The following is a 14,150-nucleotide window of genomic DNA, read 5'->3' as shown; positions in this document are numbered from 1 at the left end:
TAAGCGGGGGATGGAAGGCTCCGCCAGGCTTGGCCCATCAGCCAGCTCGCGTCTATGTTGAGATAGCCTGTTGCAAAAGGCGCAACGACTCAATGGAGGAGTCTCATGAACGTGCAGAACACCACCACGTCCACCCAGGACGTCGTCGACATTCTCACCATCGACCATCGCGAAATGGAGGATCTGCTGGATCAGATCCAACGTTCGCCCGATGTCGAACAGCGCCGCGACCTGACCGACACACTGATTGCTGAAGTGGTGCGTCACGCTGTCGCCGAGGAGATGCACCTCTACCCGGTCATGGAGAAACGTATCCCCGATGGGGAGGAGGAAGCCGAGCACGACAAAGAGGAGCATGACGAGATCGTGCAGGTGATGAAACAGCTGGAGGATACCGACGCCGCCGAGCCGGTCTTCATGGATCGTGTGCAAAAGCTGGACGAGCTGCTGCGCCACCACGCCAAGGACGAGGAAGTCGACCAGTTCCCCAAGCTGCGTCAGCGCATCTCCCGTGAAGATCTCGTCGAGCTGGGCAGGAAAGTGGAGAAAGCCAAGCAGATGGCCCCGACCCGCCCCCACCCCAGCGCGCCGCACTCCGAGCTGTTCCACAAGACGGTAGGCCCTGGCGTCGGCATGGTCGACCGCCTGCGCGACCAGCTCAGCGGCCGAATGACCGGCTGATCACCGGACCTTCGCTTCGCCCGGGCGCCTGACCAACAGGCGCCCGGTGTCGAATATCTTCTGCACTAGGCAGCCAACCGCTTGCCCATGATGCATAGGCTGTATTCAGCACCATAGAAGTCCTCGAAGCTCATCCAGGCCCCCCATGGTTCGGTCAGGCAGCATTGATGCGAGCTCGCCTTGATAGCCAGGCATGGATCAATCCAGCCTGAAAAAACTGCACGGGAAGCTCGAAGCCACCTGATTCAATGGTAGAGGCAACCTTAGCCGGAGGAAGAACGCCAACATCATTGGCGTAAGCTTTGCGCATGCGCTCCATCGCTTCGGGTGAAATATCCGCTGCGGACATCATGTTCATCCAGGCACGAAGCAGTACTTCGTATTCAGGCGATTCAACATCGGATGCCAAATCGGAGCTTGCCAGGAGCCCGCCTGGCTTGAGCCTTTCGGCAATTTCCCTAAAGAACTTGGAGCGCTCGCTCTCATCCAAGATGAACTGGGATACCAGAAAACAGGTTGCAGCATCGTGCGGCTCGCTGATGGGAAGTGAGTCGAGGTAGCCCTCGTGAAAAGTACAGCGAGGCGCAACGCCCTCTTTCCCTGTTCTTTGCCGACAGATATCAAGCATGGCGCCGGATGGCTCTACAGCAGTAAAGCTCCACCCAGGATGCTCAGAGGCAAGATAGAGAAGCTCATCACCCGTTCCTACCCCGACGCATAGAACCTTTGCATCTGCAGGCAGCTCGGCGAACATCGACCCAAGAAGCAGATGCAGGCAGTTACGAATCGGTGCAGTTTTCGCCCACTGCGTGTCGTAGCTGGCAGCCTGCTGATCAAATAGGGCTTTTATTTCTTCTTGGTTCATCTTCTTCTCCGTCCTTGGCAATCCTCTGACAAATTCCGCCCCATTAGCGCACTTCTCGGAAAGGCGTTTACAGCACTTGTCTTGAATGCGTGTCGCGTATGGCTACTGGCGCAAAATCTTGTCCATCGCCTTACCTTTTGCGAGCTCATCAACAAGCTTATCCAGATAGCGAACCTTTCGCATGAGAGGATCTTCGATCTCTTCTACGCGCACCCCACACACAACGCCTTTGATCAGCGAAGCATTTGGGTTGAACCCAGGTGCTTTGGCAAAGAATGTCTCGAAATCGCTTTCCATTTCGATCTGGGCTTGAAGCTCTTCACGGCTGTAGCCTGTCAACCAGCATATGATTTTATCGACTTCTTCCTTCGTGCGATTCTTGCGTTCGGCCTTCTGAACGTACAACGGATAAACGCGCGAAAATTTCATTCGGTATATTGGATGTTGAGGCATCGCCGATTCTCCTTTCGCCCGCTGCGCGCCTTGCTGGCCGCCTGAGGGGCGGCCAACAGAAGTCTGACAAATAAAAATACAGCACATAGGGGCAGCTGTATGTACGCACAAGCGTTACCAGGGGTCGTAGGTACCGAAGTTCCAAAGATGCCCCTCCAGATCACGACAGCTGAAGCCTCGGCCTCCGTAATCCTCGTCCTTGATCTCGATAACTATCTGGGCACCTGCCGCTTTGGCACGCTCGTAGACGAGATCGGCGTCCGAGACGATGAGATAGGCACACTGCGTTTCGGCACCATCGATTTCATCCGGCTGTTTCATCAGACTGCCGAACTCACTGTCCGTAACAGATGCCAGCATGATCATGCCATTGCCGAATGTCAGCTGTGCGTGAGCAATGGTCCCATCCTCGTTGGCAGCGACGAACTGCTTCTCGAAGCCGAAGACTTCGCACAGCCATTCGATGGCTGCGGGTGCATCACGGTAGCGAAGGCATGGAATCACTGTGACCCGCGTATTCTTGGCGATACTTGACATCTCACGAACTCCTCTACATGAAATCAAGGCGAACGTATCGTTCGTAGTTGGCTCCTTTGCCTAGAAACGCCAGGTCACCCCCAGCAGCGGGCCACCCATCGAAATGTCGAGCCGCATACCCTCTTCGTCACGATCCAGTGCCAGATGGCGGTAGCCAGCGGATAGATAGAGGGCATCGTTCACCCGATAGTTCGTGGTTGCCACCACTTGCCAGGTGCTGTCGGCGCCGATCCCGAAGCCGCCCACATCGGCATGCACCAGCGTAGACCAGCGTGGGCTCCACTCCGAGCGCAAACGTGCTATCAGAATCGGATCAACCCAACGCTCGGTGTCACGCAGGTCGAGCCCAAAAGCCGGAACAGCGGCTTCAGCCTCCATGCGCCAGGCCCGCGCGCCGGCCAGCAGATCCAGATAATGCCCGTGTTCGCTAATGGCCTGATAACCGCCCGCCGCCGTGAAGGAGCGTTGTCGCACCCTGCCTTCGGCGGTCAATCCCGCCGGGATCACGCCGACATGGCTGAGCGAGGCGTAGGTGAAGTCCCCAAACAGCACCCAGCGCTCGTAGCGAGCGCTGCCAGAAATAAAGAAAGCCCCTTCCAGATCGTCCAGAATCTCATCCAAAGAGCGCGAAGTGCTGACAGTGGGAGCACCTCTCAACGGGCGAATATCGCCGGACAGGTTGGCTAACCAAATGTATGGCGTGAGCTGAAAGCGCCAGGTGTCTTCACGCGCCTGGGCCTGGGCTTCAGCCGTGAAGCCTACAGTCACGATGACCAAGGCAACGACAAGGAATCTGTCGATCATGGTTAGCCTCACAAGTTGTTCTTGTAGATGCGTCCATCCTTCATGATCAGGCGCAGATTGCGCTCCGGGTCGGTCAGAAAGTCGAGATCGCGACTCGGGTCGCCATCCACTACCAAGAGATCGGCAAATGCACCCTCCTCAATGCGCCCCAGCGTGCCGGGATAAGGGCTGCGAGGGCCGGAGAGCGTGAGCAACTCCCCATTCTGGCCGGTAGCCATGGCCAGCACCGTGAGCGGATCGTAAAAGCGTGTCAGCTTGGCCAGATGGCGCAAATGATTAGGCACGTTCTGAGGGCTGAAGAGGATATCAGTGCCCCACGCCAGCCTGACGTCGAAGCGCTGCGCCAGCTCATAGGCACGCTCGGTCCCCTCTGCCACTTGACGCTGGGCCGTACGGCGGGTCTCGTCGGGGTAAACGTTGGCGTCTTCATCCTGAAGAAAAGGCTGCAGACTCCACCAGGTGCCCTCCCCAGCCATCATTCGAACGCTCTCTTCATCGGCGAGCTGGCCGTGTTCGATGGATTTGGCCCCGGCCCGGATGGAGCGTTGGATGCCGCGCGGGGTGTAGACGTGCACCATCACGTAGGTACCCCAGTCCTCGGCCGCTTCAACGGCAGCACGCAGCTCGCGCTCCGTGAACTGCGTGCTGTCCAGAGGATCGTAGGTCGAGGCGACCCCGCCACCGCCCATCAGCTTTATCTGGGAGGCGCCGAGCATCAGTTGCTCACGGGTGCGTCGCAACACTTCGGCCTCGCCATCAGCGATCGCCACCACGCCTTGGCGCTCCGGCTCGCTGAGGGGTGTCGTGGTGCCGCGGGGTACGTCATAACGCATGCGGAAATCACCGTGTCCCGATGTTTGGGAAATCATCGCGCCAGCAGGGAATATCCTTGGTCCCATGACGACCTCCTCATCGATGGCGCGCTTCAGCGCGAAGGATGGACCACCGGCATCCCGCACTGAGGTGACCCCACGCATCAGGGTGCGCTCCGCCTCTCTGGCTGCGACCAAATGCAGATAGCCCGGGTCGGCTGTCATCGCTGCCGCCTGGGTGATAGCAACCAGGGTGCTGTGCCAATGAGCGTCGATTAGCCCGGGCATCAGCACACGGCCGCCGCAGTCGATCACTTCGGCGCCCTCGGGCTCGGCATCGGCGGCCAGCAGCGCCTGGATGCGGCTTCCGCTCACCCGTACGGCCACATTCTCGCGCAGCGATCCGCCGCTACCATCGAAGAGCTTGAGGTTGGAGAACAGCAACGGTCCTCTGCGGTCTTGCGGCTGAGCGCTTACGGCCTTCGGCGCGTGCAGGCCGGCAAACAGCGCCATGACGGCCGCCGTGCCTCCGAGGAAATAACGCCGGGAGATATCGGCCATCATGCGTTCATGGAAGCGTTGCAGCAGCGGCGAACCGCAACAGCAGGCACCATGAGCATGGACAGCCGGATGGGGCCAGGCAAGCATGGAATGGCCGGTGGTTGGCATGTTGAGGTCCTCATCCTAAGGGCGCCTCAAGATCAGCGAATACTGCCGCCCACCTGCTCGGTGCGCCCGTTTCTGTTGCGAACTCATGAGCGGGCACGCACGGCGAACAATCATGCGCTCCACAAGGTAACAATATGAAACTAGCTCGGGGCCAGACTCCGCGCCACTAACCTTCTCAATAGCTGGCTCGCTCAAGCAGACAGGCCACTTCGCGGCGCTGCTGCAAGTCTTGCTCCAATCGAACGTGTGTCATGTTGGTCGGTGCTTGTCAGGTATGGCCTGACGAGAGGAGAACTTGCGAAAACATGCCAATATATAGGGCCAACCGTATTCGGAAGCCATGGCGTCACGATACTCTTCGGCGCCATCGCCATGATTTCGAAAGTCGTGGTGCTCGAGTATCAGGCGGGCGGCTCTTGGCCCGTTCTCGTGGAAACCAAGCTTCACCGTGCTGGCATGCGCGGGATCGGGCTGGGGCACTCGGTTGGGGCCGATCTGCCAGGAAATGATCAAGCGTTCAGGTGGCTCCCAGGCCAGCACGCGCCCCCAGTCCACCTGGAAGCCGTGAGGCCCCACTTCGGTACAACGACCACCCTGCCACGGCTCGATGCCGATGGTATTCAAGGCCGACCGGGACCAGGTGTATTCCGCAGGCCACCAGTCTGCAAGCCGTTCGGCGAAGAGCTTGAAGGCGCTGTTCTGCGCCAAGGGTAAATCGATCTCGTGCACCGTCGAGTCGTTTGATGATGACATGTCAGGCTCCGCTTCTCGTCCTGACAAGGAGCGTAGCCACGTACCGGCACCCTGGCAGGGTGTTGCGTTTAGAATAGCGCCAATCCAGGACTAATCGATTTTCATCAAGGAGAAGTCAATGGCCGTTATCGTCCGTGTGCAGCACGGCAGGCCCCGTAATGCACTCTGAGCCCAGCTTGCCTTCCGTAGTAGCGGTGGTGCTGGCTGCCGGTTATTCGCGTCGCTTCGGCAAACAGGACAAGCGCGTGGCCCAGTTGCCAGATGGTCGTGGACTTCTGGCAACCACTGTGAGCCGAGTGGGTGAAGCCTTTCCTGTGCTGCGCGTGGTACTACGCGAAGAGGACGATCCGATCGCCTTGGGGCTACTCTCGACCACGCCCATCATAGGTGTCACACGTGCCGGATACGGGCTGGGAGCGAGTCTCGGCGAGGCCATCGCCGCCCTCGGCCGCGATCCCGCCCTGACAAGTATCGAAGCGGCCGCCATCCTGCTCGGCGACATGCCCCACATTCGTCTCGAAACCTTGCTCTTCTTGCAGGGAAAGGCGGGGCGCTCTCGAATCGTTCGTCCTTGCCACAGGGGCCAGCCCGGCCATCCAGTGCTCTTCGGTCGCGAATACTGGCCCTCACTCGAAAGCCTGGACGGCGACGACGGAGCCAAGCAAATTCTGCGTGAGCACCAAGCCCAGCTCAGCATACTCAATGTCGAGGATCCCGGCGTCTGCCAGGATATCGACAGCAAACAGGATCTCACTGGAGACACGACATGACACAGCCTCGCATCGGCTTCATTGGCATCGGCCTGATGGGCGACCCCATGACGCGCCGCTTACTGGAGGCCGGCTTTGCCGTCACGGTGTGGAACCGCACTCCGGCCAAAGCCGAGCCGCTGCGTGAGGCTGGCGCTACGCTCGCCGGCTCCATCGGTGAGCTGGTAGAAAGCGTGGACGTGGTGATGCTGTGCCTGGCCAATACCGCCGTGGTGGAAGAGGTGGTGTTCGGCGACGGCGGCGTGGCGGCCCATGGCCGCACGGAGCAAAGGCTGGTCGATCTCTCCAGCAGCGACCCAGCGGCAACACGTGCCTTTGCCGAACGAGTGGAAGAGAGGTGTGGCATGCGCTGGGTCGATGCACCGGTGTCCGGCGGCGTAGCGGGAGCCGAGGCGGGCAGCCTGGCGATCATGTGCGGCGGCACGGTGCAGGACGTCGAAGCCATGCGCCCTCTGCTCTCCCCGCTATCGGCACGTATCACCTATATGGGCCCGGTGGGTGCCGGCCAAGTCACCAAGGTGTGCAACCAGATGATCGTCGGCTGCCAGGCGGCGGTGATCGCCGAGATGGTGGCCCTGGCCGAGGCCAGCGGCGTGGATGCCAGCCGTCTGGCCGAGGCGCTGGCCGGTGGCTTCGCCGACTCCAGGCCGTTCCAGATCCTCACTCCACGCATGGCGGCCAGCAATTTCGCCGATCCGGCCTGGCATCTGCGCACCTTGCTCAAGGATCTCGACATGGCAGTGGCCCAGAGTCAGCGCACCGGCAGCGCCACGCCCATGAGCGGACTGGCCGCCCAGTTGATGCGCGCCCATGCCGGCCATGGCTACGCCGAGCATGACCCAGCGACGCTGGTGGAAGCCTATCGACGCAAGGAATGACGAGGTCGATATCCGAGGTGTTTGTCCCTCGCCCCACCCTTCCGTACACTTGTTTGACTCTCCCCTACAAGATGCTATCGCCGAGGCACGACCATGGCTTTCGATTCGACCTCTACCTATGTGGCTACCGATGCCTTGAAACAGGCAGTCAACGCCGCCGTGACCCTCGAACGGCCTTTGTTGATCAAGGGCGAGCCGGGTACCGGCAAGACCCTGCTCGCCGAGGAGCTGGCAACCTCGCTCGGCACGCGGCTGATCACCTGGCACATCAAGTCCACCACCAAGGCGGCTCAGGGCCTCTACGAGTATGACGCCGTGAGCCGCCTGCGCGACTCCCAGCTCGGCGTCGAGGGCGTGGAGAACGTCGAGAACTACATCAAGCCCGGCAAGCTGTGGGAAGCCTTCACCGCCGACGAGCGCGTGGTACTGCTGATCGACGAGATCGACAAGGCCGACATCGAATTCCCCAACGACCTGCTCCAGGAACTGGATCGCATGGAATTCCACGTCTACGAGACCGGCGAGACCATCTCCGCCCGCTGCCGGCCGATCATCGTCATCACTTCGAACAACGAGAAGGAGCTGCCCGACGCCTTCCTGCGCCGCTGCTTCTTCCACTACATCGAGTTTCCCGACCGCGAGACCATGCAGGCCATCGTCGACGTACACTTCCCCGACATCGCACCGAAGCTGGTCAGCCAGGCACTGGAGGTGTTCTTCGACCTGCGCCAGGCCCCGGGACTGAAGAAGAAGCCCTCCACCTCGGAGCTGGTCGACTGGCTGAAGCTGCTGATGGCCGACGAGCTGGCCCGCGAGGCGCTCTATCATCGCGACCCGGTGAAGGCGATCCCGCCGCTGGCAGGCGCGCTGGTGAAGAACGAGCAGGATACCCAACTGCTCGAGCGGCTGGCCTTTATGATGCGTCGCCAAGGCAACCAGAGGCGCTGAGCCATGTTCATCGGCCTGTTCGAGACTCTGAAGCGTGCCGGGGTGCCGGTGTCGCTGCGCGAACTGCTCGACCTGCACGCCGTCGTCGAACGCGGCGTGGTATTCGCCGACATGGAAGCGTTCTACCAGGTAGCGCGCACCGTGATGGTCAAGGACGAGCGCCACTTCGACCGCTTCGATCGCGCCTTTGCTGCCTGGTTCGACGGCCTGGAGAACCTGGATGCCGCCATCGAGGCGCTGATCCCAGACGACTGGCTGCGCCGCGAGTTCGAGAAACAGCTCAGCGAGGAAGAAAAGGCGCAGATCGAATCGCTGGGCGGTCTCGAGAAGCTCATTGAGACCTTCAAGAAGCGCCTCGAGGAGCAGAAGGAGCGTCACGCCGGGGGCAACAAGTGGATCGGCACCGGCGGCACCAGCCCCTTCGGCGCCTACGGCTACAACCCAGAAGGCATCCGCATCGGCCAGGAGGGCTCGCGCCATCGCCGGGCAACCAAGGTGTGGGACGAGCGCCGCTTCCGCGACTACGACGACTCGCTCGAGCTGGGCACGCGCAACATCAAGATGGCGCTGCGCCGGCTGCGCAAGTTCGCCCGCCAGGGTGCGGCCGAGGAGTTCGACGTCGATGCCACCATCCGCGACACCGCCCGCGACGCCGGCCTGCTCAACGTGCGCATGCGCCCGGAGCGTCACAATACGGTGAAGGTGCTGCTGTTCCTCGACGTGGGCGGCTCCATGGACGACCACATTCGCATCTGCGAGGAACTGTTCTCCGCCGCCCGCTCGGAGTTCAAGCACCTGGAGCACTACTATTTCCACAACTGCTTGTACGAAGGGGTCTGGCGCAACAACTACCGCCGCACCAGCGAGCGTATTCCCACCATGGACGTGCTGCATACCTACGGGCGTGATTACCAGGTAGTCGTCGTTGGTGACGCCGCCATGTCGCCCTATGAGGTGACCCACCCCGGCGGCAGCGTGGAGCATTTCAACGACGAGGCCGGCGCGGTGTGGCTCAAGCGCCTGGTCGACAAGTTCCCCCGGCTGGCCTGGCTCAACCCCATGCCGCCGCGTGCCTGGGAATACACCCACTCGACCCAGCTGATTCGCCAGTTGATCGACGACCGCATGTACCCCATGACCCTGGCGGGGCTGGAGAGCGCCATGCGCGAGTTAGCGCGCGGGTAGCAGCACCGTATCGGTTCGATATCCCTGCGATTGCTTGCTCACCGCAGGGCGGCCCCCTATACTGTATTTTCATACAGGCTTCATATGACGAACCAGTCATTCCACCTGGCCTTGGAGAAGCGTCGATAGCGGATTGGCCGCTATAACCTTTTTTGGTTATTAAGTTGAAAAATAACCCTTAAAGGCTATTATCTTTCCATACCTCATGCAGAACGGGCCTATGGTGCAGCGCATTGCCGTACTCACGGGCGACCTTGTCGATTCACGCAAGGCCAGCGACCCGAAGCGACTCTTCAAGGAGCTCGATACCGCCATCGAAGCGATCACCGGCCGCTACGGCGGCCAGGGCGAGCGTTACCGCGGTGACGGTTTCCAGATCGCCCTGCCCGACCCCGTGAGCGCCCTGCCCGCCGCGGTGCTGCTACGCGCGGCACTGATTCGCCATTCGGAAAAGAACCAGCGCTGGGATGCCCGTATCGCCGTCGCCATCGGCAAGGATCGCTGGCAGCCCGAACAGCGGGTCACCGCAGCCAGCGGCGAGGTGTTCGTGCGTTCCGGCCAGACCCTGGATGCCATGAGCGAAGGTACTTCACATCTGTGCCTCAGCCTGAGCGGAGATGCCGAGAGCGAATGCCTGACTCTGCTGACCCGCTTCGTCGACGACCTGATCGACGGCTGGTCGCGCTACGCCGCCGAGGTCGTCTACCTGTGTCTGTGGCACGATGAGTCCCAACAGGCGCTCGCCAAGCGGCTCGGTATCAGCCAGCCCGGCGTACACAAGCGATTGCGGGCGGCCCGCTGGTCACTGCTCGACGACTATCTTCGCTACCTCGGCCAACGATTCAAGGACGACCCACGATGAACGCAGATCTCTCGCTGCTGCTGGGGCTGGTGCTGGTCCATCTGCTTGGCGATTTCGCCTTTCAGCCAAGGCGCTGGGTCGAGGCTCGCTACGTGCGCAAGGTGCGCTCCCCACAACTCTACCTGCATGCGGCACTGCACGGGGGATTGGCCTGCGCTGTGCTGGGTGCGGCCACCCTCACCTACTCGACCGATACTTCCCTGGCCATGGTGCTGGGAGGCGCAGTTGCCGTCGCGGTGAGCCACATGGCGATCGACCTCGGCAAATCCTATCTCTCCCCGGCAAGGCTGCGCTGGTTCATGCTCGACCAGGCACTACACCTGCTGGTATTGCTGGGTGTCTGGCTGGCCTGGCTGGGCAGCTGGCAGCCGTTGGTCACATTCTGGCAATGGCTGTTCACCCCTCAGGTACTCGGCATCGTCGTCTCCTACGTGCTCGTCACTCGCCCCCTGTCGATCGTCATTGCCTTAGTCATCCAGCGCTGGAGTGCCGAAATCGACAACCCGGGCACGCTCATTGCTGCCGGAGCACGCATCGGCATGGCCGAGCGCGCACTGGTGCTGACCCTGGTATTGCTCGATCAGTTGACCGCCATCGGCTTCCTGCTCGCCGCCAAGTCGGTGCTGCGCTTCGGTGAACTGCGTGGCGCTCAGGATCGCAAGTTGACCGAATACGTACTCATGGGCACCCTGCTCAGCGTCTCGAGCGCCATGGTGCTCGGTTTGTTGATCCGGCTCGTGACGCAAGGGAGCTGATCATGCTACGCCGCTGGGCCGCTTTACTGAGCATGGCAGTCGCCGGGGCATGGCTGACCGGCTGCGCCTCACCGGAACATCTGGAGCAGCGCGACGGCTATGTGGTGGATCACACCCACGTTTCGCCCTCGCACACCAGCCGGGTGCGCCACCTGGTGTTGCACTACACCGATGTCGACGAGGCCGAATCGCTGGCCGTACTCACCGGACCTCACGTCAGCGCCCACTATGTGCTGCCGTTGCCGGCACGGGAGCAGCACGGCCAGCCGCTGGTCTACCAGCTCGTCGACGAGGAACGCCGCGCCTGGCACGCTGGCGCCAGCGCCTGGAAGGGGCGCACCAACATCAACGACACCTCGATCGGTATCGAGATCGTCAACCTGGGGCCCGACCGCCCCTACGCCGAGGTGGAACGCCTGCTGGAGCAGAGCCCCGAAGCGATGGTAGAGATCGGCTGGGCCCCTTACCCGGACGAACAGGTCGAGGCGCTGATTGCACTATCGCGGGACATCATCGAGCGCCATGACATCCATCCCACCGACGTGGTGGCGCATTCGGATATCGCCCCCACACGCAAGGTCGACCCCGGTCCTCGTTTCCCCTGGCACGAGCTCTATCAGGCCGGCATCGGCGTGTGGCCGGAGGCGGAAGCGGTATCGCACTGGCAGGCACATTTCGAGACAGAGGAGCTACCTCTCACCACCCTTCAGGAAGCGCTCAAGGCTTGGGGATATCGGCTAGAGGAAACGGGCGAGATGGACCGTGAAACTCGTGCCGTCCTACGCGCCTTCCAGATGCGCTTCCGGCCTGCCGACTACCGCGGCAAGCCGGACGTGGAGACCCAGGCCATCCTCTGGGCGCTGCTGGAGAAGTATCGTCCGGCAGTGCTGGAAGATCTCGATCAGCCGTTACGGAATAGATAGCTATAGGCGCTCAGCGCCGGCACGCCGCCCAAGTGGGCGTAGAGCACCCGTGAGCCCTCGGGGAATTCACCGTTACGTACCATGTCGATCATGCCCTGCATCGACTTGCCCTCGTAAACCGGGTCGGTCAGTACGCCCTCGAGGCGTGCGCAGAGACGAATCGCCTCCAGCGTAGCTTCACTGGGAAGGCCGTACTCGGGGCCGCCATAGCGTGCATCCAGCACCACGTCTTCATCGGCGACGCCCCCTTCCAACTCAACCAGTTCAGCAGTGTGACGGGCAATGCGCAGGATCTGTTCGCGGGTGCGCTCAGGCTTGGCCGAGGCATCGATGCCGATTACCCGCCGCGCCCGGCCATCGGCAGCAAAGCCGACCACCATGCCGGCCTGGGTGCTGCCGGTCACCGAGCAGACCACGATGTAGTCGAACGTGAAACCGAGCGCCTGCTCTTGTTGGCGTACTTCCTCGGCAAACCCCACGAAGCCCAGGCCGCCATAGGGATGCTCGGAGCAGCCGGCGGGAATCGGGAACGGCTTGCCGCCGCGCTGGCGCACGTCCTCCAGCGCCTGTTCCCAACTAGGGCGGATGCCGATGTCGAAGCCCGCCTCGTCGAGGCGCACCTCAGCGCCCATGATGCGCGACATCTCGATGTTGCCGACCCGGTCGTACACGGCATCGGAGTAGTTGACCCAATCCTCCTGTACCAGCACGCAGTGCATGCCGAGGTGAGCCGCCACGGCAGCGACCTGGCGCGTCTGATTGGACTGGATGCCACCGATGGAGACGAGCGTGTCGCAGCCCTGCTCCAAGGCTTCGGGGATGAGGTATTCGAGCTTGCGCGTCTTGTTGCCGCCGAAAGCAAGCCCGCTGTTGCAATCTTCGCGTTTGGCATACAGCTCGACCTTCCCGCCCAGATGCTCACCGAGGCGCCTCAGGTGCGTGATGGGGGAAGGTCCGAACGTCAACGGGTAACGGGGAAAACGCTTCAAGTTCATTTAGCTTCTCCTGCTGACTGGGCAATGGCGACGACCTTTCGGCTTAAGCCGCCGGGCTCATGAGTGGCGTGCTCGGTCTTTTTCATACTAACGACCCCGGAGAGTTGCCTGGTTGCAAAATAGCGTCGATTATTCAAACAAAAGAAAGCCAAATACCAATTGACTCCAGCCAAAGACCATCAATTCAGCAATAAGAGAAATTAAATTGCGCAACACTATCACTCCCTCTGCGCCCGCCACCGCTGCCGAGCTGGATCGCATCGACAAGCGCATCCTCAAGACGCTGCAGCAGGACGCCTCGATCTCCAACGTGGCGCTGGCAGCCGAAGTGAATCTCAGCCCACCCGCCTGCTTGCGGCGCGTCGAGAGACTTAAGCGGGAAGGCTTGATTCGCGGGATCGTCGCGCATCTCGATCCCGAACGGCTCAGTGCCGGCATGGTGGTATTGATAGGGGTGGTGCTGGATCGCTCGACGCCGGAATCTTTCGCCGCCTTCGAGGAAGCCGCGCAGCGCGTCACCGGCTGCATGGAGTGCCATGTCGTTACCGGCGAGTTCGACTATTTCATGCTGGTAAGAACTCGCGACAGCCAGAGCTTCAACAAGCTGCACGCCGAGCAGCTGCTGTACCTGCCTGGAGTGCGCCAGATACGCTCATTCATGGGTTTGAAAGAGGTGGTGTCGACCCACCAGGTGCCACTGTAGCGGAAAGCTGTGGCGAGAAACCGTAGCGGTAAAGCAAGCCGTCCTGCCGGCACTCGGCAGGACGCAGGGTAAGCGCTTCTTCCGCTTCTTGAGGAATTACAGCGTGGCCAGACGCTCGCGGTCGTTGACGCCGGCCATGCGTACCAGGGCCAGGGCCTCGTCGAGGCTTTCCACCTCTTCGACCCGCACCAGCTCGCTGTCCAGGCTGAACGGCTTGCCGGTCTTCTCGGAGAGCAGTTTTTCAAGGGTCGGCACGTCCATGTCCTCTTCCATCTGCAGGACATCGACGCTGGCGCTGTCGTGGGTACCGGGCAGGTAGATGGTGCCGTTGGAGAAGTCCACGGCGTAGGCGATCACTCCCGGGACGATGAAGAACAGCAGACCCACGCCGTTGGCAATGGCTACTACCGGGTCGATGCGGCCACTCATCTGGCCCTTGCGTTCGGGATGGAAGACGGTACCGCAGCCCACCAGGGCGGTGATGGAAACGCCAAGCACCAGGCCGGTCAGGGCACGACGGATTCGGATCCTCATGGAACGAATGCTCCGCAGAAAGT

At 61.4% G+C, this 14,150-nt stretch carries 17 protein-coding genes; 9 read left to right on the top strand and 8 right to left on the bottom strand.

Annotated features, from left to right (window positions below; all coding sequences use genetic code 11):
- Positions 1-105: 105 nt before the first annotated feature.
- Positions 106-681 carry a hemerythrin domain-containing protein gene (locus SPH52_RS05185; RefSeq protein ID WP_411793927.1) on the top strand — a complete coding sequence of 192 codons (576 nt, stop codon included), beginning with the start codon at positions 106-108 and terminating at the stop codon, positions 679-681.
- 154 nt (positions 682-835) lie between these two features.
- Here the strand turns inward: SPH52_RS05185 and SPH52_RS05180 are convergent, their stop codons facing one another.
- The 6 genes from SPH52_RS05180 to SPH52_RS05155 all read right to left on the bottom strand — a co-directional run bounded on the left by SPH52_RS05180 (position 836) and on the right by SPH52_RS05155 (position 5,574).
- On the bottom strand, positions 836-1,546 hold the full coding sequence (locus SPH52_RS05180) for a class I SAM-dependent methyltransferase (protein WP_411793926.1): 711 nt from the start codon (positions 1,544-1,546) through the stop codon (positions 836-838).
- Positions 1,547-1,648: 102 nt separating this feature from the next.
- Complete coding sequence (locus SPH52_RS05175) at positions 1,649-1,999, bottom strand: DUF2200 domain-containing protein (protein WP_411793925.1); 351 nt, start codon at positions 1,997-1,999, stop codon at positions 1,649-1,651.
- A 114-nt stretch (positions 2,000-2,113) separates the two neighbouring features.
- Positions 2,114-2,536, bottom strand: coding sequence for a VOC family protein (locus SPH52_RS05170; RefSeq protein WP_411793924.1), 423 nt, complete (start codon positions 2,534-2,536; stop codon positions 2,114-2,116).
- 60 nt (positions 2,537-2,596) lie between these two features.
- On the bottom strand, positions 2,597-3,340 hold the full coding sequence (locus SPH52_RS05165; RefSeq protein WP_411793923.1) for a hypothetical protein: 744 nt from the start codon (positions 3,338-3,340) through the stop codon (positions 2,597-2,599).
- An 8-nt stretch (positions 3,341-3,348) separates the two neighbouring features.
- A complete protein-coding gene (locus SPH52_RS05160; RefSeq protein WP_411793922.1) occupies positions 3,349-4,821 on the bottom strand; it encodes an amidohydrolase family protein in 1,473 nt (490 codons plus the stop codon).
- A gap of 249 nt (positions 4,822-5,070) precedes the next feature.
- Positions 5,071-5,574: an SRPBCC family protein gene (locus SPH52_RS05155; RefSeq protein WP_411793921.1), complete on the bottom strand. Its 504-nt coding sequence runs from the start codon at positions 5,572-5,574 to the stop codon at positions 5,071-5,073.
- A 176-nt stretch (positions 5,575-5,750) separates the two neighbouring features.
- Between SPH52_RS05155 and SPH52_RS05150 the strand changes: the two genes are divergently transcribed.
- The 7 genes from SPH52_RS05150 (at position 5,751) to SPH52_RS05120 (ending at position 11,895) form a co-directional block, all read left to right on the top strand.
- A complete protein-coding gene (locus SPH52_RS05150) occupies positions 5,751-6,344 on the top strand; it encodes an NTP transferase domain-containing protein (protein WP_411793920.1) in 594 nt (197 codons plus the stop codon).
- Positions 6,341-7,222: an NAD(P)-dependent oxidoreductase gene (locus tag SPH52_RS05145; RefSeq protein ID WP_411793919.1), complete on the top strand. Its 882-nt coding sequence runs from the start codon at positions 6,341-6,343 to the stop codon at positions 7,220-7,222. The genes SPH52_RS05150 and SPH52_RS05145 overlap by 4 nt, the downstream gene beginning before the upstream one ends.
- A 93-nt stretch (positions 7,223-7,315) precedes the next feature.
- A complete protein-coding gene (locus tag SPH52_RS05140) occupies positions 7,316-8,170 on the top strand; it encodes an AAA family ATPase (RefSeq protein WP_411793918.1) in 855 nt (284 codons plus the stop codon).
- A gap of 3 nt (positions 8,171-8,173) precedes the next feature.
- On the top strand, positions 8,174-9,355 hold the full coding sequence (locus SPH52_RS05135; RefSeq protein WP_411793917.1) for a vWA domain-containing protein: 1,182 nt from the start codon (positions 8,174-8,176) through the stop codon (positions 9,353-9,355).
- Positions 9,356-9,575: 220 nt separating this feature from the next.
- Positions 9,576-10,217: a hypothetical protein gene (locus SPH52_RS05130; protein WP_411793916.1), complete on the top strand. Its 642-nt coding sequence runs from the start codon at positions 9,576-9,578 to the stop codon at positions 10,215-10,217.
- Entirely contained in the window at positions 10,214-10,972 is a 759-nt protein-coding gene (locus SPH52_RS05125) for a DUF3307 domain-containing protein (protein ID WP_411793915.1), read from the top strand. Before SPH52_RS05130 ends, SPH52_RS05125 begins: the two co-directional genes overlap by 4 nt.
- 2 nt (positions 10,973-10,974) lie before the next feature.
- Positions 10,975-11,895: an N-acetylmuramoyl-L-alanine amidase gene (locus SPH52_RS05120; RefSeq protein WP_411793914.1), complete on the top strand. Its 921-nt coding sequence runs from the start codon at positions 10,975-10,977 to the stop codon at positions 11,893-11,895.
- On the opposite strand, the gene SPH52_RS05115 is transcribed toward SPH52_RS05120, so the two are convergent.
- Positions 11,874-12,890, bottom strand: a complete 1,017-nt coding sequence (locus SPH52_RS05115; protein WP_411793913.1) for a 1-aminocyclopropane-1-carboxylate deaminase — start codon at positions 12,888-12,890, stop codon at positions 11,874-11,876. The genes SPH52_RS05120 and SPH52_RS05115 overlap by 22 nt on opposite strands.
- A 205-nt stretch (positions 12,891-13,095) precedes the next feature.
- Here SPH52_RS05115 and SPH52_RS05110 point away from each other — a divergent pair, with 205 nt between their 5' ends.
- Positions 13,096-13,593 carry an Lrp/AsnC family transcriptional regulator gene (locus SPH52_RS05110; protein WP_411793912.1) on the top strand — a complete coding sequence of 166 codons (498 nt, stop codon included), beginning with the start codon at positions 13,096-13,098 and terminating at the stop codon, positions 13,591-13,593.
- 96 nt (positions 13,594-13,689) lie between these two features.
- Here the strand turns inward: SPH52_RS05110 and SPH52_RS05105 are convergent, their stop codons facing one another.
- On the bottom strand, positions 13,690-14,127 hold the full coding sequence (locus tag SPH52_RS05105; protein ID WP_411793911.1) for a hypothetical protein: 438 nt from the start codon (positions 14,125-14,127) through the stop codon (positions 13,690-13,692).
- Between the last annotated feature and the right edge of the window lie 23 nt (positions 14,128-14,150).

The organism is Halomonas sp. A29, from assembly GCF_046723295.1.
Lineage (GTDB): Bacteria > Pseudomonadota > Gammaproteobacteria > Pseudomonadales > Halomonadaceae > Halomonas.
Note: the sequence above shows the minus strand (reverse complement) of the source record. Positions and strands in the feature narration are given on the sequence as shown.